The organism is Bacillus cereus group sp. BfR-BA-01380 (assembly GCF_022663535.1).
Lineage (GTDB): Bacteria > Bacillota > Bacilli > Bacillales > Bacillaceae_G > Bacillus_A > Bacillus_A cereus_BB.
Genome location: NZ_JAKUFS010000023.1, coordinates 58,760 through 79,917, shown reverse-complemented (window position 1 = coordinate 79,917; position 21,158 = coordinate 58,760). Strand labels below are relative to the sequence as shown.

Here is a 21,158-nt window from a genome sequence, read left to right as displayed (position 1 = left end):
TCCTGCGATTCTGAACGAGCCGCTTCCGCTTTTCTTAAGAAGTTAGGCGGGAGCTAAATTGCCCGTAAAAGCCCGATTGGTGAGGGCTGATAATCAGTGAAGGATGAAGAACCCCCCACTTCATAAAGTTTCACTTTATGAAGTTTGCTTTACCACATTGTCTTTTTGTCTTTGCTCTACAAGCCGGTCTAATGATATGTAAACAAGCCCTGCTATTACACATCCAACTCCTAAAATTGTAAATAAAACATGACCCAACAAACGATCAAGTAAAACACCTCCAAGTAGCGGACCGAACGCATTACCTGTAATCCATTGTAAGCTAGCCGCTCCCATATACGTACCTCGCAGGTGCTCTGGTGCTAAATTTGCTACAAACGTCATTTGGACAGGAGACATGACCATTTCTCCTAATGTATAAATCGCATATACAATTAATAGCGTAACAAGAACTACAGTAGCATTTGTCCCCATTCCGCCAAACCATTTCGGAAGCCAGCCGATTGCCAGAAGACCTATTCCAAATAACCAAGCACCATATAACATCGTTTTTCCTACCGGTTTATCTGTCGCCCATTTCGAAATTTGAAATTGAAACAAAACCACTAAAAGTCCATTCACTGCCATTAAATAAGGAAATGGATTATTCATTCCAAATATCCCCTTCATTTCATTATCAAAATGAAGAGGAAGCATACCTTCTGTTTGCGAAAATCCCATCGAAATAACAATTCCAGCTAATAAATAAATGAGTAAAATTTTATCTTGAAACACAACTTTCCATACAGATTGTTTCGTTTCTTCTTCCTTACTCATTTGTTTTGTTACACTTTTTGGCATTGTTTCTTGAATAAGTAGTAAAACTAGTAATGCGTAGAATAACATAGAAGATGACGCAATCATAAAAATAACCGTTTTAGAAAGCAGCGCAACTGAGGCACCCATAATCGGCCCAATTGCTGCTCCGATATTATGCCCCATCCGCAACAAGCCGTATGCTTCTGTTCGCTTTTCAGGTTCCGTTACATCAGCTACCATCGCGGAAGCTGCCGGATGGAACAACGAATTACTAAGCCCTAAACAAATAGATAGAATAGCATATGGCACAAACCCATCTATAAATAAGAACCCAAGCATTAAAACCGCATTGCTAGCCATTGAAAATATCATAATTGGCTTTCTTCCATAAACATCTGCAATTCGGCCGCCTACGAGAGAACCAAAACTTGCCGCAATTGGAGACAGTGCCATAATAATTCCTACTTGTAGCAGTGAATCTACTTTATCTTTTAAATATAATGCAAAAAATGGCATTAACATCATCATTGCAATTCCATTCAACGTTTCTCCAATAAATCGAATCCAAACATTACGATCCATCTGCTTTAATTCTTGCCATGTTTTCTTCATATTTCCACCCTCCCACTACTTTTGGGCAGTAAGCGCCTGATCGGTTCAACCATTAAACGGAAGCTTCACTTTATCGACCAATTTTCATCTTATACTATTTTTCAAAAAATGTAAATTTTCAAAATAAAAAGCCGTTCTCTTATACGAACGGCTTTCAACTTTACCCCGCTACTTTAGGGCAGTAAGACTCCCACCTCAAGATTCTGAGAAAACAAAGAAGATAGGTGGGAGATAACTGCCCGTAAGAGCCCGATTGGTTCAACTAACCATCAGGGGGAAAAACTCCCCACTGATGGAAGTTTCACTTTATAGATTCACGGTTTTTTTATCATCAGATTCTTTGTGTAACACACTATTTTTTCTGCTATATAAAAAGTAAACTCCTATTCCAATTATCATCCAAATCCCAAAGCTTTTCCATGTAATTGCTGGTAATTGAAGCATTAAATACACACAAAAGATTACTGTTAGTGCTGGTAAAATCGGCACAAGCGGCGCTTTAAATGCACGTGGTAGATCCGGATGTGTTTTTCGCATTACAATAACTGCAACTGCAACAAGTGCGAACGCAGATAGAGTTCCGATATTTACGAGATGTGCTAACACACTTAAGTCAACAAGTCCTGAAATAAGCGCTGCTACAATCCCTGTTATCCACGTATTTAAAAATGGTGTTTTAAACTTTGGATGTACTTTTGCAAAACGGTTCGGTAATAAACCATCACGACTCATTGCATACGACACACGTACTTGACCATACATCATAACTAACATAACAGTTGTAATCCCTGTAATAGCACCTACTGAAATAACACCCGCTAAGCCATCTTGTCCAATAAATTGAAGTGCAAATGCTACTGGATCTGATATATTTAATTTTCCATACGGTACAATACCTGTCAAAATAAGCGAAACAACAATGTACAAAACGGTACAAATTAATAACGATGCAATAATACCAATTGGTAAATCACGCTGCGGACGTTTTACTTCTTCCGCCGCTGTTGAAACGGCATCAAAACCAATAAAAGCAAAGAATACCGTCGCTGCGCCTACCATTACGCCATCAAAACCAAACGGCATAAATGGTGTCCAGTTTTCCGGTTTTACATATTTAACGCCAGCAAAGATAAATAATAGTACAACGGTTAATTTAATGAATACCATAATATTATTTACGCGGGCACTTTCACGAACACCTCGTGATAAAAGAATCGTCATAATTAAAATAATACAAACAGCTGGTAAATCAATAATCCCACCTTTTCCTGCCCCAGGAGCAGAAGCTAAAATCGTTGGAATATGAATTCCAAACCCCTTTAACAAAGATTGAAAATAAGCTGACCATCCATTAGCAACAGCTGATGTTGCTAATAAGTACTCAAGCATTAAATCCCATCCAATTAAAAAGGCAAACACTTCTCCCATCGTTGCATATGTATACGTATACACACTACCCGATACCGGTACGCTAGAAGCAAATTCTGCATAGCAAAAGGCAGCAAAGGCACAAGCTAGCGCAGCTAATGCAAAAGATAAAATAATAGCAGGTCCAGAATGTTTCGCAGCAACTACTCCTGTCAAGACGAAAATACCTGTCCCAACAATTGCCCCTACCCCTAACATAGTTAAATCTAATGCCCCCAACGTTCGATCTAATTTCTTCTGATTTCCCTCTTGCAACAGTTGTGTAATCGGCTTTTTTTGAAAGATTTGCTTCATACTCAGCACCTCAGCATTTATAATTTTCTGAAAATTTTAATATTTACATTCATTTTACTTATTTCATCTTTTTTCGTCAATAACTTAATGGAAAATTTGTTCTTCCAGCAGCGAGAGTTTTTCCTTCCACCGCTATTTTGAATGATCCCAAACGGTGTGGTGCGTTATTATATGACTAATTAAAGTGAAATAAAAATCATAAAAACTGTTTATATTTATATATTTTTATATCATTTTATAAATATTTCTGGTATTTTATATATGTCGATTCCTTTATGAGAACAAGCACACTCATCAGATGAGTATGCTTGTTTTTCTTTATATATTATAGTCATTCACCTTATACAGTATATGTGCCTTGTTCTAGCCAGCTATACATATATTGCTCATCTTCCATATCATGCGCATCTTTTATAATGCGTAGCGGACGAAATGTATCAATCATAACTGCTAGTTCGATTGTTTCTTTTTTACCAAGACTAGCTTCTGTTTTCCCAGGATGCGGTCCATGTGGAATACCGCTTGGATGAAGCGTGATAGACCCTTCTTCTACACCTTTTCTGCTCATAAAATTTCCTTCTACATAATAGAGCACCTCATCACTATTTACATTACTATGATAATACGGTGCCGGAATTGCTTCTGGATGATAGTCATATAGACGCGGAACGAATGAACAAACGACAAAGTTATGTCCCTCAAATGTTTGGTGTACTGGCGGCGGCTGATGAATACGCCCTGTAATCGGCTCAAAATCCTCAATATTAAATACCCATGGATATAAATGTCCATCCCATCCAACAACATCTAAAGGATGATGCTGCAAAACATGCTTATGCATGTATCCTCTAGATTTCGTCATCACAACAAATTCACCTTTTTCATCATACGTTTCCAACGCCTCTGGACCACGAATATCACGTTCACAAAACGGACTATGCTCTAACAATTGTCCGTACTCATTTCGGTAATTACGTGGTGTTGTAATTTGACTATATGCTTCAACAACAAGAAATTTCGATTCTCCCGCTTCAGGGATTACACGATAAATCGTACCGATTGGAATGATAATATAATCCCCTTTTCGGTAATGAATCGTACCGAACATTGTCTCGATTTTTCCAGATCCATAATGAACAAATAGCATTTCATCTCCATCGCCATTGCGATAAAAATAGTCCATTTTTTCCTCTCCGTTTACAACCCCAATTAATAGGTCTTCATTTCCTAATAGAAAATTCCTTCCGTTCACGGCATCTCCTAGTTTTCTATATTCTTTCGTCCGAAAATGACGATGTGCTAACGCCACGTCTTCTTCATACTGCACTTGACAAGACCGTGCTAAAGAAGCATGACCAACTTCTGTTGGCATGTAATGGTGATACAAAATAGATTGCGTACCAGAAAAACCCTTCGTCCCCATAACTTGCTCACGATAGAGCGTTCCGTCTTGTTTACGAAACTGTACATGTCGTTTACGAGGAAGTTCCCCCATGCGACGATAATACATGCTCATCCCCCGCTTCCTTTTCTGCTTTTACCGTATTACGCAATGTCCCCAAACTAGTAATGTTTAACTCTACCACATCGCCAGCTTTCAGCCATTTCTCTGTTCCAAGTTCTAAAATACAGCCGCTTCCAACCGTACCAGAACCAAGTATATCTCCTGGATACAATGTAACTCCTTGAGATGCTCGTTCAATCATTTCAGCAAACGTATAATAAATATCTTGAAAATTACCTTTTGACCATTGTTCACCATTAATATGAGCTGTCATTTCTAAATTGTAACGATCCTCATTTCGATATACATCTAACTCATCTTTCGTCACAATATACGGCCCAAGCGATGTAGCGAAGTCCTTTCCTTTTGCCGGCCCAAGTCCAACCTTCATTTCATGCGCTTGTAAATCTCTAGCGCTCCAATCATTCATAATACAATAGCCAAAAATATATTCATGAGCTTGCCCCTGCGAAATATTTTTACCTTCTTTTCCAATGACACAAGCAATCTCTAATTCATAGTCAAGTTTCTTCGTTGCACCCGGACAAACAACAGCTTCTTCCGGTCCGATAACAGCGCGATGATTCGTAAAATAAAAAACAGGAATCTCATACCACTCCGGAACAATATCTAAACCGCGGCGACCGCGCGCCGTTTTTACATGTTGTTCAAACGCATAAAAATCGCGGATACTTCCCGGGTTTGGTAAAGGTGCACAAAGCAATACATCCGTAACATGATAAATACCACTCTCTGGCGTACCAATCTTACTGATTATTTCCATATATTCATCGGATTTCTCTAAAAAAGAAAGCATCGTGGACGGAAGCGCCCCTCGACTTGCCATATGCATATCAATAACTTTGTCACCTTCAAGCCAACCAGCTCGCATTTCTTGTGAAGGAAGACGAAATGTAATAAACTTCATCATTTTCTCTCCTCGCTTTAAAAGTAAAGCGGCGGGGGAAGGAGCATCTCTCCTAACCATTATCCCGCTCTAACAGGCAGTATAATTTTTACTTTACAGATTTCCGCGACGCGCCTGTTCTCTTTCAATCGATTCGAATAATGCTTTAAAATTACCTTCACCAAATCCTCTCGATCCTTTACGCTGAATAATCTCAATAAATAAAGTTGGACGATCCACAATTGGCTTCGTGAAAATTTGTAATAAATACCCTTCCTCATCACGATCCACAAGAATTTTTAGATCTTTTAATTTTTCAATCTCTTCATCAATTTGACCAACACGTGCCGTTAACTCTTCGTAATACGTATCCGGCGTATCTAAAAATTCAACGCCATTTGCACGCAGCGCAGAAACAGTTTTCACAATATCATTCGTTAATAATGCAAGGTGTTGTACACCTGCTCCGTTATAGAACTCTAAGTACTCCTGAATTTGTGATTTTCTTTTTCCTTCTGCCGGTTCATTGATTGGAAACTTAATACGACTTCCATTTGTCATTACTTTCGACATTAACGCAGAGTACTCCGTACTAATGTCATCATCGTCAAAATGAATCATTTGTTTAAAGCCCATTACATTTTCATAATAACTTACCCATTCCTCCATTTTTTCCACATTTCCAACAACATGATCAACAGCAACTAAGCCTGTTTCTTCAACTGGAATAATAGATTCAAATGGTTCATATCCTGGCATAAACACACCTTTATAGTTTTTGCGTTCTACAAGCGTGTGAATCGTATCACCATATGTGCCAATGACCGCCTTTTTAAGGGTTCCATGTTCATCAGACAGCTCTTCTGGCGGAGCAATCGCAACTGCACCACGCTTTACAGCCTCTGTGTATGCTTTCTCCACATCTTCCACTAGAAGTGCCACATCTTTTACACCATCACCGTGCTGTTTTACAAACTCGGCAATGCGGCTATTCGTATTTAAAGCACCTGACACAACAAAACGCATATTCTTTTGTACAAGTACGTAAGATACTTTATCTCGGTTTCCTGTTTCCAAACCGGAATATGCAGCTATATTGAATCCAAATGCTCTCGCAAGATAATAACTTGTTTGTTTTGCATTACCAACATAAAATTCTAAGTGATCAACATCACGTACTGGGAAAAAATCCTCCATCTGTGCCGCTAAAGTATCCATAGATTTTTGTTTCATAACTTCCTCATCCCCCTACAATATAAATTTCCAATACCCTCTCCCAAAACCGTAAACGCTTCCAAATGTAAGTAAAAAAACAAATTGTACCACGATTTATTTCATCAATTTTAAATTTTCTATCTTTTCTGTCAAATACCTTCCTTTTTCTCACATAGAAAATTCGACTTTTTTCTATCTTTCCTATACGAAGTAACGTTTTCCCTACTAATAGCGCAATAAAAAAAGAACTTCGTTTTTCGAAGTCCTCTTTTCTTTCACATTCAAATTTATCTACAATTTAAATTATGCTAAAGCACTTGATAGAAACATAATAAGTGCTGTTAAGGCCATTGCTACTCCTGCTGATCCCAGTAAATCCGTTTTTGTTAATTGTAATACTTCTTTATTTTCCATTATTCTCATTCTCCTTTTAATAGATTTCTATATATAACTTACATTTTGTAATAGTTTTCCGCTCTACTTCCTATACAAAATTGCTATGAATTATACTAAAACACTTGATACAAATACGAGTAATGCCGTTAACGCTGTTGCCACTCCAGCTGATCCTAATAAATCCATTTTTGTTAGTTGTAATACTTCTTTGTTTTCCATTTCTCTCATTCTCCTTTTATAAGATGTATATATTCCGCTCGTTTTTTATAAATTAAACTAAAACACTTGATACAAATACGATTAGTGCTGTTAATGCCGCTGCTGCTCCTGCTGATCCTAGTAAATCCATTTTTGTTAGTTGTAATACTTCTTTATTTTCCATAGTTTCCACTCTCCTATTTTTATAAGTATTTATATGTAATTAAAATTTTATGTCATCTTCAAGAAATAATTCATTCATAGTTTGTAATTTAACGTCACATTAAAACAACAACTGTAACGTTTGTAACATTAATGTAACATAACTATTTTATTTAAGCAATAGCTCTATGAATTTATTACAATTTTTTTTATAGAAAGAGGTCCTAACCGGTTCTATCCATGGTCAGATGCCCTCTCCTATCTAAAAAATAGGTTGCTGTCGTTTTTTCAGTTTGTACTTATATATGTGTAACAGTTTCGATATACCGCGCAATTTAGTATGATGGAAACAAAGAGGTGGTCACTTTGAAATTAATCGCACTTGATATGGATGGCACACTATTATCATCCAATCTAGAAATCTCCAATGAAAATTTAGAAGCAATACGAAATGCTGAAGAAGCAGGGCACATCGTTATGATTTGTTCTGGCAGAGCCAAAGAAGATATTTTAAAACTACTTGAGCAATACCAATTATCTCTTCCACTAGGGGCTAGTAATGGGGCAATAGTGTACGCCGATGGAAAGGTCATTCACTCACGTACTTTGAAAAAAGAAAAAGTATATGAAATTGCTAAGCAGCTCGAAGCGGAGAAATTTCCGTATAAACTCTATACAAACAAAGGCGTGTATGCACCTTATAATTGGAAAGAACAAGTTACAAAATCTTTTCAACTAAACGAAGAGTCTCTTGACGTTACAATGGAAGAAATTGAACGAATTACCGAAAAGCAACTAAAGGCTAATTTAATTACAACATTTCAAAGTATCGAAGATGTAATATCCGATTCAACTATTGAAATCTCAAAATTCTTCATCCTTACATTCAATAAAAATAATCGTACACAATTGCTACAATCATTAGAAAAGGATGCAGCAGTAATGGTGACAGCATCTGCTCCAACAAACTTAGAAATTATGGACAAACATGGCCATAAAGGTAACGGATTACAAGAAATGGCAACATACTTTCATATCCCTTTACAAAATACGATTGCCATTGGAGATAATTTTAATGATGTACCGATGTTACAAATAGCAGGATTATCTGTTGCGATGGGAAATGCAGAAGCTGCCATAAAAGATTTATGCGATGTTGTTACACTGACAAATAATGAAAACGGCGTTGCTTATGCAATTGAAAGGTATGTATTAGAAAAAGCTCCGCAAAAGTAAGCAAAATGCGATAGGCCTATTCAGCAAAGACAATTATTTTGTCTTCTGAGATGACGTTGTTTTTTCTCTTCACACTGAAGGATAAAAACAACTCAAATTTTATTCGTTCTTATCTTTTAACAAAAATTGGACAGGGGATGTATCTCCTGTCCAATTTTTGCTTTCTAGAGAACAACTCTTAATTCATGTTAAAATAAAAACGGCTTATAAATGACGCCGTTCACTATCGAGAGCCAATACAACTGTGTTTATACAAAAGGGAAGGGAATTTTTCGCATGTCAACATTATTTTCTCAGATGAAAAACTTTATATTGTCAAAGCTTGATTTCATTATTTTTATCGTTTTCCTTTTATGGAAACTAAACTTATTTTACAGCGTATTTCTGGCTGAACCACAAGGAATTACAATACGCATTACTTTCTTTGAAGTTGTACTCATTCTGCCAATTATTCATTTATTTTCGAAAAAATGGCGGATTATTTCTATATTTACATTAGATTTTCTGTTTAGCTTATTGCTGCTATCTAATGCGATTTATTATCGGTATTTCCATGATTTACTCTCTATCAGCTTAATTAAACAATTTGGACAAGTATCTGATTTAACGGACAGTATTTTCACATTGATTGAAGGAAAAGATATTATTTATTTCCTCGATATCTTTCTATTAATTGTCGTCTATGTCATTATGATTCGAAAAGACTTGTTCCAATACTCTAAAAATATCATCGTTCACGCAATTGTATTCCTCGTAATTGCACTTCTTATCTTATTTCCGCTACGAGAGAAGTATAAATACGTGGAAGAATCAAACATTGCAACGGCTCGCTTTTCGAATTCGTGGGTTGCAGAGCATTTAGGAATTATAAACTACCATATTTTCGATGTTTACAAGTATATCAATACAATGGTTTTAAAAGAAGATGTCTCTAAAGAAGAAATAAACAATATAAGCACATGGTTTCACAAACAAAATAAAGAAATTAAAAAAGGAGAACAGTTTGGAAAAGCAAAAGGACAAAATGTCATTCTCATTCAAGCTGAATCTTTGCAAAACTTTGTTATCGATTTAACTGTCAATGGGCAAGAAATTACTCCAAACTTAAATCGCCTTAAAAAGGAGAGTACTTACTTCCCAAATTTCTTTGATCAGACTGACCAAGGAAGAACATCAGATGGTGAATTTACATCGTTAGTTTCCATGCATCCATCTCGATTTAACGGGAGTATTTATTTTAACTTCGCTGATAACACATTTGAAGGATTACCATTTATTTTAGATGAACACGGTTACGCTACACTTTCAGCTCATGGATATGAAGGTGGATTTTGGAATCGGGCGTTTATGCATCGTAACTTAGGATTCCAGCAATCTATGTTTGCAAAAGATCTTCAACCTGGGGAACAAATTGGCTGGGGTCTATCAGATATGGATTTTCTAAATCAAATGGGGGATCAATTACCAAAATTGAAACAACCATTCTTTAGTTTCTTAATTACATTATCAAATCACCACCCATTTGAAATGCCGCCTCAGCATAAGGAGTTACAACTAGGCGACCTAGAAAATACATTAATAGGGAACTACCTTCATTCCGTTCACTATGTTGATAAAACATTAGGTGCTTTTATCAACATACTGAAAGAAAAAGGTTTATATGATTCTTCTATTCTTGCCATTTACGGAGACCATGATGCCGGATTACCTCCAGAAGAACTAGATAAGATTAAATTACAACAAAAGTTCGATCGTCAATATGATAAAGTTCCCTTCCTTGTTCATAGTGTAAAATTAAATAAACAACAAGGTACAATTGACGAACGAGCAAGCGGTCATTTAGATATTACGCCAACGCTTCTATACTTATTAGGCATTGAACAAAATGATAAATATTTCTTAGGACAACCTTTATTTGATCAAAACGTTGAAAATCATTACGTCCCATTTCGAGATGGCTCGTTTGCAAAAGGTGATTATATCTTTTTAAATAAACACGGATCATTTGAAAAAGGCGAAGTATGGAACTTTAAAACTGGAGAGAAAGTAAAAGCATTATCAGAAAAAGATTTTGAAAAAGCAAATAAAAGATTAACAACTTCCGATTTATTTTTGGAAGGGGATTTAATTCCGAAATTAAAAAAATAAAAGATTTTAAAATAACAAGCACTTTTTCATTTTGGAAAGAGTGCTTGTTATTTTATCCCGCATTAACGGGCAGTAATACTCCCACCTCAAAATTCGGCGAAGACATTGTCCAGCTCTAGCGGCTAGAATCTCCGGCCGTTTCGCCCCCTCGGACGAGGCGAAAAGCGCCTCCCTGTCAGGGGCTCCAACGTCCTGCGATTCTGAACGAGCCGCTTCCGCTTTTCTTACGAAGTTAGGTGGGAGATAAACTGCCCGTAAAAGCCCGATTGGTGAGGGCTGATAATCAGTGGGGGATGAAGAAACCCCCACTGATTAAAGTTTCACTTTATACGTGATGACACGCTACATATATATAAATATACATTGAAAAGTATTTTCTTTTTGGTGGAAGATATCGTGCCGAAGTGGCCCATGAGAAAACAAAGAGAGAAAGTGAATGCGACCTTTGTTTTCTTCCCAGCAGCGATTTATAAAGAAAAGCGGAGCCGACTGTTTAGGCCCATTGGCTAAGGTTCTTTCATACAGAAGCCTCGTGTGGAAGGTTCTTAGACATGAGGGCCTAGGAGGTAGAGCTAGACAAAGATGCTAAAAAATCAAACTGAATTTATATAGGTGTTCTATCACGTTTACATTAGGTGAAAATTCTCTTCAAAAACCATTCTATTCATTACCAGACATGCATACGATAATAACAGATTCTTAATAAAGGGGAGAAAACATGGACAAGTTATTCCTACATGTTTTGAACTATATTTGTTTAATGCTCGTTATCTTAGGAGCATTACTCTTATTCCCGTTCTTCCCGACGTTCGTCCTCTTTTTAGTGCTTATCTTCATGTTCGGGATTACGATTATCATTTCACTTAGACCATCGGAAGAACAAGAAAAAGAAAGCAGAATGCAGCGTGCCAAGCTGTAAATTCTGCTTTCTTTTTTCAATCATAACGTATTCTTGTTAAACCGATGACAAAGAAGAAAACGGCAAATAGAAGTAGTACTCCAATATATCCTGTTATATCTGCCAGTGCTCCTCCTCTAGTAATTAATTCTGTAAAACCCCGCATTGCCCATGTTTGTGGGACAAAGTTTGCAATCTTTTGCATAAACTCTGGTTCTATTTCAATTGGCCAATACAGTCCACTAATCATACCCGTTGAAATAATGACGATATTTCCTAATGCCGATTGTTGCTCTGTCGTTTTCACAATACTTGCTAATAATAAAGCTAACCCAATAACAGCAAGTAATAGTACTGAGACAAGCGCAATAATTCCTAACATATCTCCCCACTGTACATCAAATAATAGATTCGTTAATATCATAAGTGCTCCAAATTGAAGCCAACCAATTAAGAAGAACGAGAGAATATATCCAGCTAGTACTTGTGCTCTTGTAACAGGTGTTTCCAATAAGCGATGCCATACACCCATTTGCTTTGCTTTTAAAATCGTTCCTGTGCTACTCAGCATCACAATCATTACAAATAAAATTGAAAATCCTGCTGCTCTAGCTGATACACCATTAATTGTTTTATTTCCTGTTACAATAGATTCTTTTTGAATTTGAACAGGTTCTGCTTTTGTATGAACGGTTTCGTACATTGTCTCCCAAGACTTTCCGCTATTTTGGCTCCATACATTTGCTCCTTTTACTTCCACTTCCATTTTTTTCAGTGTATTTTGTAACATGTGCTCTACAGAAGCACTACCTGTAAAATCAGCACTAGATTGAAACATAACTTTATCACTTTTCCCAACTAACATTTGCTTTTGAAAGTCTTTCCCAATCGTTACAATACAAGAGACTTTTTTATTTTCAATTATATAAAAAAGCTGGTATACACCAGCTTTTAATCCTTCATATCTATATTATTCTCTAAATCCTCATATAATTTTGTTCTTAATAATTCTTTCTGCTCTTTTTCTTTATAAAGTTTCTCCAATTCTTCAACATTTTCAGTTTCAGCCATTTTGCAGTCTAACTCGTATATACTTTGCTCCACATTCATAAGCTGCTCTTCCACATTGATAATCTCCTTATTTATAGGCTTCGGTACATCTGCTACTCGTTTCTTTTTCACATCGCCCTGTTGCTCTTTCTCTCTTTTTTCTTCCCATTTTTCACGTGCCCAAGCGTAATTCCCCGTAAACCCATACACTGTTTGATTATCAATCCAATACGTTTTAGGGAACAATTTATTTAAGAAATAACGGTCATGAGATACAGCTAAAATCGTTCCATTATACTGTTCAAGCGCTTCTTCCAATACTTCTCTCGATTCAATATCAAGGTGATTTGTCGGTTCATCGAGTACAAGAAAATTAATATCTTGATACATGAGCTGCGCCAATCGTAAACGCATTCGTTCGCCCCCGCTTAATTGATTCACCTTTTTAAATACAGCTGGCCCGTAGAATAGAAAGCGAGCAAGTATATGACGTGCTTCTCCTTCTGTGACTGCTACATGGTCCCTAAACATTTCTAATACCGTTTGTTTGCTATTCACTTTCGTATGTTGAGACAAATAGCCAAGCTTTACTCCGCTACCAATGCGAATTTCACCTATATCTGGATTCATTTCTTGTAATAATAATTTCAATAACGTTGTCTTCCCTGTACCGTTCCTTCCAACCATTGCAACGCGCTCTTGAAAGCGAACATGTAATTCTACATTTTGAAATAAAACACGTTCATCAAAATTCTTTCCAACTTCTTTCATGATCACAACGTCTTTCCCGCTGCGTTCTTGTCCTTCAAATTGAAGACCCATTTGTTTATGTTCTAAGACTGGTTTCTTCAACTTTTCCATCCGCTCTAGAGCGCGCTCCATATTGCGGGCACGTTTATGCAATCCCTCATTTGGTGGATTCGCTTGATTGGCCCACTCCCTAAGCCTCTTAATAGCTTCCTTCATTTTCTTTATTTTCTTTTGCTGCTCTTGATACGCTTGAAACTCTTGCAATAATCTTTCTTCTTTCTCCCTTACAAACTGTGAATAGTTCGTATGATATACATGTAATTCCCCATCTTCTAAATCAAAAATCTTCGTTACGACTTCATCCAAGAAATAACGATCATGTGAAATCACAAGAACTGTCCCATCATATTCCTTTAAAAATTGCTCAAGCCACTCCACTGCAAATAAGTCTAAATGATTTGTCGGTTCATCCAGAAGCAATAAGTCGGGTTTTTTAAGGAGCATATATGCAAGACTTACTTTCGTCTGCTCCCCACCACTTAACTCTATAAAGCTGCGCGAAAATAATTCCGTCACTTGCAACCCATTGGCCACTTTCATAATGTTCGCTTCTATTTCATAACCACCTAGAAACGAAAACTGCTCCTGTACTTCTCCGTACTCCGCCATCATTTTTTCTGTAACACTTATGGCCATCTTCTGTTCAAGTTCACGCATCTTTCTTTCTAATGCTTGCTCTTTCGCAAATGCAGAATGTAATACATCATATACAGTCATTCCTTCCGTAAACTTCGGAATTTGGGCAACATGACCAATACGTGTACCTTTCTTCATATGAATCGCACCGCAATCCACATGTTCAATTCCCGTTAACAGTTGAAAAATCGTCGTTTTTCCACTTCCATTTCGACCAACTAACCCAATACGGTCGCCTTCCTTTATCTCAAAGGATATATTTTCAAATATTCTATTTCCACCAAACGTCTTCGCTATATTGTTTACACTACAAATCATCATTTTTTCCGTACTCCTTTCAACGTAAAAAAGCCATGAGTAAAGAACCTTACCCACGGCTTTTATTTCCAAATAGAAAAAGGAACTAGCAACAGTTCCCTTTTCACACGTTTCTATAAAATGGGTGAAGAGATCTCTATCGTTCAATAGTCATTATGCAATTGCTAAAAAAGGGCATACGTATCCCGTTAGCAACTACACGATGAAAAATTGCACGACAAATGTAGATAAAATCTAAAAATTGCGTGCGCATAACTATAGAACGATTCATCTCTTTCACCTCTTTCGTACGGAATTTTATACTTACCTTTTCATTATACTCTCCTAAAACACGTTTGGATAGTCATTTTTCTGAAAATAATGGAAATAGACATGTTCATACATAAAAGACAACTGTTACACAGCCAAAAGAACCTTTCATTACATAACAATGATCCTTACAAAACTGTTATATTGCCGTAATGGAAATCGATAGTTACAAAACAAGCTTCCCGATACAATAAGAGTATAAACAAGCGGAAGAGAGGCAAATAAGATGATGAATATGGTAAAAGCAATCTTAGAAGTATTGGTGAATGGTAAAGCTGTGGTACAAGAATTAAACAACATGTAAAAAGGAGGAAGCGGAAATGATGGATATCGTAAAAACTGTTATTCAAATTTTAATTGACGCAAAACCAATCGTTGATGAAATGAACAATTTATAAAAGGGGGACAAATATGAAGAAAGCCATGATGACACTTGTAAGTAGCGTTGTTATCTCACATCATTTGAATAATAAAAGAAAAACAGCAATTTTTTTGTAATATGCATGATTCTCCATAAGTTCCTCATGTGTACCTACACCTGTAATATTCCCATCCTCTAATACAAGAATTTAATCCGATCGCAAATAACCTTTTTGAGGGATTTGCAATACGCCATATCTCTCGCAACGATACGTTTTTTTCTTCTTCCATATGATAACTCCCCTCTACCAATTTTTTCCTTCCTCCACTATAAAGGATTTAGACTGACTTTTCACGAATATATACCAGTCAGAATTCGACAGATACGGGGGAGAGAAATATGTTTTTAACAATGGTAAATTATATCCAACCACTTGAAGTTGTAGAGCATTATCTGAAGGAGCACATTCAATTTTTGGATAAATACTACAACCTAAATAAGTTTATATTTTCAGGACGCCGCAATCCTCGCGTTGGTGGAATCATTTTAATGAATACCGTATCGAAACAAGAGGCAGAAGCAATTATTGCGGAAGATCCATTTTATATTCATCATATCGCTCGTTATGAAATGATTGAATTTACACCGACAAAATACGCAGAACCTTTTCAAGTATTCCTTAACGACACTCCAAATATAGGGTAATTTCTCATATACATACGGATGCAGGGGGAAAAAAATGGAGACACAACAACAGCTATACTTTTTAAATCATATTGGACAACAAAAACCAGAAAGCATTCAAAATAAAGAAACAGCTTGCCCATTTTGCGATCAAACACAACTAAGCAACATTTTAGGAACGGATGAAACAATCATTTGGCTAAAAAATAAATATCCAACATTACAAAATACATTACAAACGGTCATTATCGAAATCGATAATTGTCATGATCATATTGCAACCTATACACAAAAGCATATGCGAAAACTTATCCGATTTTCAGTTGGGCACTGGTTATCGTTAGAAGAAAGCGGAAAATTCCAATCTGTTATTTTATATAAAAACCATGGACCTCTATCAGGGGGAACAATCCACCATGCACATATGCAAATTATTGGTATGGAACAAGTCGACTATCGTCAAAATGTAAGAACCGAACACTTTAAAGGAATCATTGTAAGCAAAGAACACGGAATTGAACTGAATATTTCCACGCATCCAATTATCGGTTTTACAGAGTTTAACATTATAATAGAAAATACAAATCAAATTGATTTGATGGCCGATTACATTCAAAAAACGGTACGCTACGTATTACAAGATTTTCATAAACGATGTAATAGTTATAACATGTTCTTTTATAACTTAGAGGGAAAAATTATATGTAAAATTGTTCCCCGGTTTGTCGTTTCACCACTATATGTTGGATATAACATCCCTCAAGTTTCTACACAATTACAAGCAGTAAGAGAACAGCTAGAGACATATCTTATAGAAAAATAGAGTAGGTCATCACAGGGCCTACTCTTTCATAACACCTTTATTTTTGTTATACACATTCTCTAGTCCAATATTATATTTCATATTTTTATCGGTCCACTCTGTGCCAAGATTACCAGGCCAACCAGATGTGTTCGCTACATACTTCAGTAATTCAAATTCTGTTAAGCCTTTCTCCATACCTCTTTTATACCCTTTTGCCAAATGAGGCATAGCAATTTGAGCATTTTTACGCGGATCTTTTAACTCCTCTTCTGGTATATTCTCAGGAGCAAGTCCACCACCGCGGTGCAATTGAAACAACCCAAACGATGTCCCATGATCTCCAACTGTCCTTGGATTCAATCGGCTCTCATGCTCGGCAATTGTTAGAGGTATCCATTCTGGTATATTACATTTTTTCGCCTCTTCGTTAATAATTTGTTTCATCTGTTTTGCTTCTTCTGAATTAACATAACTTGTTTGATTTATAGCTCTTTCCGTTCCTTCTGATTCCCCTCGAAAAAACATATATACTCCTAAAACAACTAAGAACCCTACAAAGAATTTCTTCATGTATATTCCCTCTTCTTCCGCTGAAATTTGTCCCCTTTCAGCTTTACGTATACAATTGCTTCATTTCTATCATACCAAGAATATGTAGCACCGACATCCTTCTTCAGTCTGATTTTGCGATGCAGAAGATACGAAACAAATATAAAAATGTAACATTTCTCTATCAGTAATTGAAACTAGTTTAAATGATTTTCTATATATAAGTCGCTTCTATGCAGAATACATCATGACCGCTCCTATGCATGGCCAGATGCTCTTGTCCCCCCATAAAAAAAGAAAGGGGGTTCATGTCGGTTTTTAACTTATATACATATGTTTATAAATTATAAAATTGAACTGTATTTTTATAAATCGTTTCCGCTGTATCTTCAATCGCTAGTCCTTTTACTTCACTCACACTCTTTAATACTTGCAAAATCATATGCGGATGCGTCATTTCATCATTAAATTTCCACGGTCCATCCGTTTCTACCATAAGATGTGATAACGGATAAAAAGCAGCAATATCTTTAATTTTTTCTTTATATACAATATCAGGGGTAACTGAAATATAATACCCATTCCCTATCATTCTCTCCATCGTTTGTTGACTTCCCTTAAACCAATGGAAATGAGCTCGGTGTATTTGATAAGACTCAAGTAAATCACAAACAACCTCTACATCATCATATACAGCATGTAATATAATTGGTAAATTATATTTTCGCGCCAAATATACGAATCTTTCTAGGATTTCAATATATGGATCCAACAACAACTTTGGATTTTCTTGACGTAAATAGTAAGGTAAACCAACTTCTCCAATCGCTACAATACGATGTGCTTCTTTTTCAATTAATTCACAAATTTTTTCGCATTGCTTGAAATCAACTTCTTGCTCAGGATGATATCCAAGAGCTGGATATATAAATGGATGGCCCTTCGCTAACTTCAATGTTTGCTGACAAGAATGATCATTCATCGATACCGCAATCAGTGCTGCTATTTCCTTCGTCTTTTGTATATCTTCAATTAACTGGAATTGCTCTTCTTTTTTATATTGATCCAAATGTATATGACTATCAATCCATTTCATTTCTATCGCCTCTTTCTGGCATTGTGTATAAAGTGAAACTTCCATCAGTGGGGTTTTCTTCATCCCCCACTGACGGTTAGTTAAACCAATCGGGCTTTTACGGGCAGTTATCCCCCACCTATCTTCTTAAGAAAAGCGGAAGCGGCTCGTTCAGAATCGCAGGACGTTGGAGCCCCTGACAGAGAGGCGCTTTTCGCCTCGTCCGAGGGGGCGAAACGGCCGGGGATTCTAGCCGCTAGAGCTGGACAATGCTTCTCTCTGAAACTTGAGGTGGGGGTCTTACTGCCCACGAATAGCGGGATAAATCTATTTTCATTTTTCAACATATAAGTCGCTTCTATGCATGGCCAGATGCTCTCGTCCACCTCAAAAGAAAGGAGTTTTTTTAACTTGCATTTATATGGTATAACTTTCTAAAATGTATATGAAAAAACAAGAAGGCGAGCCTTCTTGTTCATTTATTTATTAAACAATAAAATTTGTAATTATATCAAAAATCCCAATACATACAATCGCAACACCAAAGTAGCTAAAACACTCTACCAACGGAAACTTAACTACTTCTTCTTTTTGCATCTCACTTGTCTCCCTTCTATAATCTCCCTAACTTTTATATCTATTTTTATTATGAGAGAAATATGACAAAAGAGCCATTGAATTTACTTACATGAACCTTACATTTTTGTAAGATAGAAAAATAGTCCCATCTCTTTTGAGATGAGACCCACATTTAGTTGGTTGTTAATCCTTTTCATCACATTATTACCTCAGACAGAAAGAGCTATTTCGTTCTTTCTATTTTTATTATAGGTAATACTGGCTATCATAACTATCGAATTACATTACACGTACCTTACAATATTGTAATAAGATGAAAACTCCATCAAAAAATGATAGAAGTCTTTCTTTTTAGCGTATTGTTAAGAGCTTTCCTCTCGCATTTAAGGGAATATCTTCTTTATCTATTTCAACTAATCTCTCAGCATAACGCCCTTTTGCAATAATTTCTAACGGTTCATTTTGTTTTAACATTTTCTGAATCGTTTTTGTAATCTTCTGTTCCCGTCCATCCTCATCATATCCAACAAACTCATATTCATACCAGCCATCTCCAATATGCTGACCAATATCTTTTACGATTGTGTAATACGCTTTCGTTTGATAAAACGGATTATATTTATCAATTACTGGACCAAGCTTTGTTGGTAATAGCAAGACAACGATAGCAATACTAGCAAGTACACCAAAAAATACACGTCTCCGTATTTTTTCCAATATGGTTTCCTCCCTTGCATTTCATACGCAACCTTTCTTTCAGTTTAGAAAAAAAAGAGAATATATGCCATTGAACTGCCTTACACTTCTCTTACAAAAATGTAAGTTTCCTGTAATGTAATTCGATAGTTACTCTCTTACATCTGTCATATACTTAAAACAGAAACAGGACAGCAACAAATCAAGAACTGTTTCTACTACATCGAACAAGTAAGGAGAGAACATATTGGAAAACCAAATTCATTTTAACAAATTTGATTACGCCCAACTCGTTGGCGGTGCGGCTCTTCTTACAGCATTCATTTACGTTGCCACAGTAATTCTTATATAACTTTGTGTCCCCTTTCCCCTTTATATAGATAAATTTGAAAAGACGACCTTCTATGCCAGGTCGTCTTTTCCTATTACCATTATGCTGTTTTATCCTGTTGCAACGTTTCTTTTAACTGTGTAAACGTTTCATTTAATTTTTCTGTCATCAATCGCATCACTTCTTTACGATCTGCTGCCTGTTCCACTTGAATCGGATCACCAAAAATTAATTGAGCCCTTTTTCCACGAAATAATTCTTTTAAACTGTTAGGCCCAACGTATGCAGCCGGGACTAACGGAACATTAGAACGAAGAGCAATTGTAACGGCACCAGCTTTCAGTGAAGTCGCTTCTGCAGATCTCGTTCCGCTCGGAAAAATCCCAACGACCTTTCCTTCTTTTAATAACCTAGATGGAATTTTCAGCGTACTCGGCCCTGGATTTTCACGATCAACCGGAAACGCATTTACCCCATTAAAAAACCAATTTCCAAATTTACTTTGAAACAATTCCTTTTTCGCCATGTAGTAAATTTTCGTTGGTAACATTCCCGTTGCCAACATGACAACATCCATCCAACTTGTATGAGTACAAGCTACCACATATGCTCCGCTTTGCGGCAATTTTTCTTTTCCATATACCTCCACTTTCCCAAATGTTTTAAATATATATTTCAACACCCTTACAATGAATGTATACATTCGATCTGTTCCCTTCTACAATTTAATTTTTTATAACTGTATTTATCCTCAATTATAACACTAAGTATTAATAGTTGGTAATAAAAATAAGTGACAATTTTTAAAATCTTCCCCTTACAAAACTGTAATCCTACTGTAAGCTAATTCGATAGTTACTCCCTTACACCTGTCATATACTTAAAACAGAAACAGGGCAAACAAAAAGGAACTCACATAATAAACACTTGTAGCAACTACAACGTAGCTCGTGTTATCCCCCTTATCGATGCAAAAGTTGTTGCTGCTATTACATAAGTAAGGAGAGATTATAATGGAAAACCAAATTAATTTTAACAAATTCGATTACATGGGACTTGTAAGCGGTGCAGCTCTTCTTACAGTAATTATTTACGCACTCGCACATACCCTTGTATGAACGTCCCCCCCTTTATATAAATGAGAAGTGCTGCTTGTAAT

General features: G+C 36.3%; 21 protein-coding genes and 1 pseudogene. 7 read left to right on the top strand and 15 right to left on the bottom strand.

What is annotated here, in order from left to right; translation table 11 throughout:
- Window positions 1-135 precede the first annotated feature (135 nt).
- The 8 genes from MR076_RS19285 to MR076_RS19250 form a co-directional block, all read right to left on the bottom strand.
- Window positions 136-1,410: an MDR family MFS transporter gene (locus MR076_RS19285; RefSeq protein WP_242223273.1), complete on the bottom strand. Its 1,275-nt coding sequence runs from the start codon at window positions 1,408-1,410 to the stop codon at window positions 136-138.
- A gap of 306 nt (window positions 1,411-1,716) precedes the next feature.
- Window positions 1,717-3,132: a branched-chain amino acid transporter BcaP gene (locus tag MR076_RS19280; RefSeq protein ID WP_242223271.1), complete on the bottom strand. Its 1,416-nt coding sequence runs from the start codon at window positions 3,130-3,132 to the stop codon at window positions 1,717-1,719.
- A gap of 340 nt (window positions 3,133-3,472) precedes the next feature.
- Complete coding sequence (locus MR076_RS19275; protein WP_242223269.1) at window positions 3,473-4,642, bottom strand: homogentisate 1,2-dioxygenase; 1,170 nt, start codon at window positions 4,640-4,642, stop codon at window positions 3,473-3,475.
- Entirely contained in the window at window positions 4,608-5,564 is a 957-nt protein-coding gene (locus MR076_RS19270; RefSeq protein WP_242223267.1) for a fumarylacetoacetate hydrolase family protein, read from the bottom strand. Before MR076_RS19270 ends, MR076_RS19275 begins: the two co-directional genes overlap by 35 nt.
- Before the next feature lie 93 nt (window positions 5,565-5,657).
- Window positions 5,658-6,776 (bottom strand): 4-hydroxyphenylpyruvate dioxygenase, encoded by a 1,119-nt coding sequence (gene hppD, locus MR076_RS19265; protein WP_242223265.1) that lies wholly within the window; start codon window positions 6,774-6,776, stop codon window positions 5,658-5,660.
- A 285-nt stretch (window positions 6,777-7,061) separates the two neighbouring features.
- Entirely contained in the window at window positions 7,062-7,172 is a 111-nt protein-coding gene (locus MR076_RS19260; protein ID WP_242223263.1) for a DUF3948 family protein, read from the bottom strand.
- Between the two features lie 90 nt (window positions 7,173-7,262).
- Window positions 7,263-7,373 carry a DUF3948 family protein gene (locus MR076_RS19255; protein WP_242223261.1) on the bottom strand — a complete coding sequence of 37 codons (111 nt, stop codon included), beginning with the start codon at window positions 7,371-7,373 and terminating at the stop codon, window positions 7,263-7,265.
- Between the two features lie 52 nt (window positions 7,374-7,425).
- The gene (locus tag MR076_RS19250; protein WP_242223259.1) at window positions 7,426-7,536 is read right to left on the bottom strand and encodes a DUF3948 family protein; all 111 of its coding nucleotides are present in this window, start codon (window positions 7,534-7,536) and stop codon (window positions 7,426-7,428) included.
- Window positions 7,537-7,880: 344 nt separating this feature from the next.
- Here MR076_RS19250 and MR076_RS19245 point away from each other — a divergent pair, with 344 nt between their 5' ends.
- The 3 genes from MR076_RS19245 to MR076_RS19235 all read left to right on the top strand — a co-directional run bounded on the left by MR076_RS19245 (window position 7,881) and on the right by MR076_RS19235 (window position 11,817).
- Window positions 7,881-8,750, top strand: a complete 870-nt coding sequence (locus MR076_RS19245; protein ID WP_277928545.1) for a Cof-type HAD-IIB family hydrolase — start codon at window positions 7,881-7,883, stop codon at window positions 8,748-8,750.
- A 276-nt stretch (window positions 8,751-9,026) separates the two neighbouring features.
- Entirely contained in the window at window positions 9,027-10,898 is a 1,872-nt protein-coding gene (locus MR076_RS19240) for an LTA synthase family protein (protein WP_242223257.1), read from the top strand.
- A 718-nt stretch (window positions 10,899-11,616) separates the two neighbouring features.
- A complete protein-coding gene (locus tag MR076_RS19235; protein WP_242223255.1) occupies window positions 11,617-11,817 on the top strand; it encodes a hypothetical protein in 201 nt (66 codons plus the stop codon).
- A gap of 16 nt (window positions 11,818-11,833) precedes the next feature.
- On the opposite strand, the pseudogene MR076_RS19230 reads toward MR076_RS19235, so the two are convergent.
- From MR076_RS19230 to MR076_RS26605, 3 genes and pseudogenes are all read right to left on the bottom strand, one after another.
- Window positions 11,834-12,718, bottom strand: a pseudogene (locus MR076_RS19230) (ABC transporter permease); the annotation flags it as partial.
- Between the two features lie 29 nt (window positions 12,719-12,747).
- Complete coding sequence (gene abc-f, locus MR076_RS19225; protein WP_242223253.1) at window positions 12,748-14,613, bottom strand: ribosomal protection-like ABC-F family protein; 1,866 nt, start codon at window positions 14,611-14,613, stop codon at window positions 12,748-12,750.
- Window positions 14,614-14,746: 133 nt separating this feature from the next.
- Entirely contained in the window at window positions 14,747-14,881 is a 135-nt protein-coding gene (locus tag MR076_RS26605; protein ID WP_313897351.1) for an RAxF-45 family protein, read from the bottom strand.
- A 798-nt stretch (window positions 14,882-15,679) separates the two neighbouring features.
- Here MR076_RS26605 and MR076_RS19220 point away from each other — a divergent pair.
- The gene (locus MR076_RS19220; protein ID WP_242223251.1) at window positions 15,680-15,985 is read left to right on the top strand and encodes a YciI family protein; all 306 of its coding nucleotides are present in this window, start codon (window positions 15,680-15,682) and stop codon (window positions 15,983-15,985) included.
- Window positions 15,986-16,019: 34 nt separating this feature from the next.
- Window positions 16,020-16,787, top strand: coding sequence for a DUF4931 domain-containing protein (locus MR076_RS19215; RefSeq protein WP_242223249.1), 768 nt, complete (start codon window positions 16,020-16,022; stop codon window positions 16,785-16,787).
- An 18-nt stretch (window positions 16,788-16,805) separates the two neighbouring features.
- On the opposite strand, the gene MR076_RS19210 is transcribed toward MR076_RS19215, so the two are convergent.
- The 3 genes from MR076_RS19210 to MR076_RS19200 form a co-directional block, all read right to left on the bottom strand.
- Complete coding sequence (locus MR076_RS19210) at window positions 16,806-17,339, bottom strand: transglycosylase SLT domain-containing protein (RefSeq protein ID WP_242223247.1); 534 nt, start codon at window positions 17,337-17,339, stop codon at window positions 16,806-16,808.
- A gap of 316 nt (window positions 17,340-17,655) precedes the next feature.
- Complete coding sequence (locus MR076_RS19205; protein WP_242223245.1) at window positions 17,656-18,414, bottom strand: TatD family hydrolase; 759 nt, start codon at window positions 18,412-18,414, stop codon at window positions 17,656-17,658.
- A 909-nt stretch (window positions 18,415-19,323) separates the two neighbouring features.
- The gene (locus MR076_RS19200) at window positions 19,324-19,680 is read right to left on the bottom strand and encodes a YxeA family protein (RefSeq protein WP_242223294.1); all 357 of its coding nucleotides are present in this window, start codon (window positions 19,678-19,680) and stop codon (window positions 19,324-19,326) included.
- 235 nt (window positions 19,681-19,915) lie between these two features.
- Between MR076_RS19200 and MR076_RS19195 the strand changes: the two genes are divergently transcribed.
- Window positions 19,916-20,020 (top strand): DUF3948 family protein, encoded by a 105-nt coding sequence (locus MR076_RS19195; protein ID WP_242223243.1) that lies wholly within the window; start codon window positions 19,916-19,918, stop codon window positions 20,018-20,020.
- 79 nt (window positions 20,021-20,099) lie between these two features.
- Here MR076_RS19195 and MR076_RS19190 read toward each other — a convergent pair whose 3' ends face one another.
- On the bottom strand, window positions 20,100-20,702 hold the full coding sequence (locus MR076_RS19190) for a lysophospholipid acyltransferase family protein (RefSeq protein ID WP_242223241.1): 603 nt from the start codon (window positions 20,700-20,702) through the stop codon (window positions 20,100-20,102).
- 310 nt (window positions 20,703-21,012) lie between these two features.
- On the opposite strand from MR076_RS19190, the gene MR076_RS19185 reads away from it, so the two are divergent.
- The gene (locus MR076_RS19185; RefSeq protein ID WP_242223238.1) at window positions 21,013-21,117 is read left to right on the top strand and encodes a DUF3948 family protein; all 105 of its coding nucleotides are present in this window, start codon (window positions 21,013-21,015) and stop codon (window positions 21,115-21,117) included.
- Window positions 21,118-21,158: the final 41 nt, after the last annotated feature.

Coding starts and splice junctions, on each gene's coding strand:
- MR076_RS19285 (WP_242223273.1), bottom strand. CDS start 1,410: ATGAAGAAAACATGGCAAGAATTAAAGCAGATGGATCGTAATGTTTGG.
- MR076_RS19280 (WP_242223271.1), bottom strand. CDS start 3,132: ATGAAGCAAATCTTTCAAAAAAAGCCGATTACACAACTGTTGCAAGAG.
- MR076_RS19275 (WP_242223269.1), bottom strand. CDS start 4,642: ATGTATTATCGTCGCATGGGGGAACTTCCTCGTAAACGACATGTACAG.
- MR076_RS19270 (WP_242223267.1), bottom strand. CDS start 5,564: ATGAAGTTTATTACATTTCGTCTTCCTTCACAAGAAATGCGAGCTGGT.
- hppD (WP_242223265.1), bottom strand. CDS start 6,776: ATGAAACAAAAATCTATGGATACTTTAGCGGCACAGATGGAGGATTTT.
- MR076_RS19260 (WP_242223263.1), bottom strand. CDS start 7,172: ATGGAAAATAAAGAAGTATTACAATTAACAAAAACGGATTTACTGGGA.
- MR076_RS19255 (WP_242223261.1), bottom strand. CDS start 7,373: ATGGAAAACAAAGAAGTATTACAACTAACAAAAATGGATTTATTAGGA.
- MR076_RS19250 (WP_242223259.1), bottom strand. CDS start 7,536: ATGGAAAATAAAGAAGTATTACAACTAACAAAAATGGATTTACTAGGA.
- MR076_RS19240 (WP_242223257.1), top strand. CDS start 9,027: ATGTCAACATTATTTTCTCAGATGAAAAACTTTATATTGTCAAAGCTT.
- MR076_RS19235 (WP_242223255.1), top strand. CDS start 11,617: ATGGACAAGTTATTCCTACATGTTTTGAACTATATTTGTTTAATGCTC.
- abc-f (WP_242223253.1), bottom strand. CDS start 14,613: ATGATGATTTGTAGTGTAAACAATATAGCGAAGACGTTTGGTGGAAAT.
- MR076_RS26605 (WP_313897351.1), bottom strand. CDS start 14,881: ATGAATCGTTCTATAGTTATGCGCACGCAATTTTTAGATTTTATCTAC.
- MR076_RS19220 (WP_242223251.1), top strand. CDS start 15,680: ATGTTTTTAACAATGGTAAATTATATCCAACCACTTGAAGTTGTAGAG.
- MR076_RS19215 (WP_242223249.1), top strand. CDS start 16,020: ATGGAGACACAACAACAGCTATACTTTTTAAATCATATTGGACAACAA.
- MR076_RS19210 (WP_242223247.1), bottom strand. CDS start 17,339: ATGAAGAAATTCTTTGTAGGGTTCTTAGTTGTTTTAGGAGTATATATG.
- MR076_RS19205 (WP_242223245.1), bottom strand. CDS start 18,414: ATGAAATGGATTGATAGTCATATACATTTGGATCAATATAAAAAAGAA.
- MR076_RS19190 (WP_242223241.1), bottom strand. CDS start 20,702: ATGTATACATTCATTGTAAGGGTGTTGAAATATATATTTAAAACATTT.
- MR076_RS19185 (WP_242223238.1), top strand. CDS start 21,013: ATGGAAAACCAAATTAATTTTAACAAATTCGATTACATGGGACTTGTA.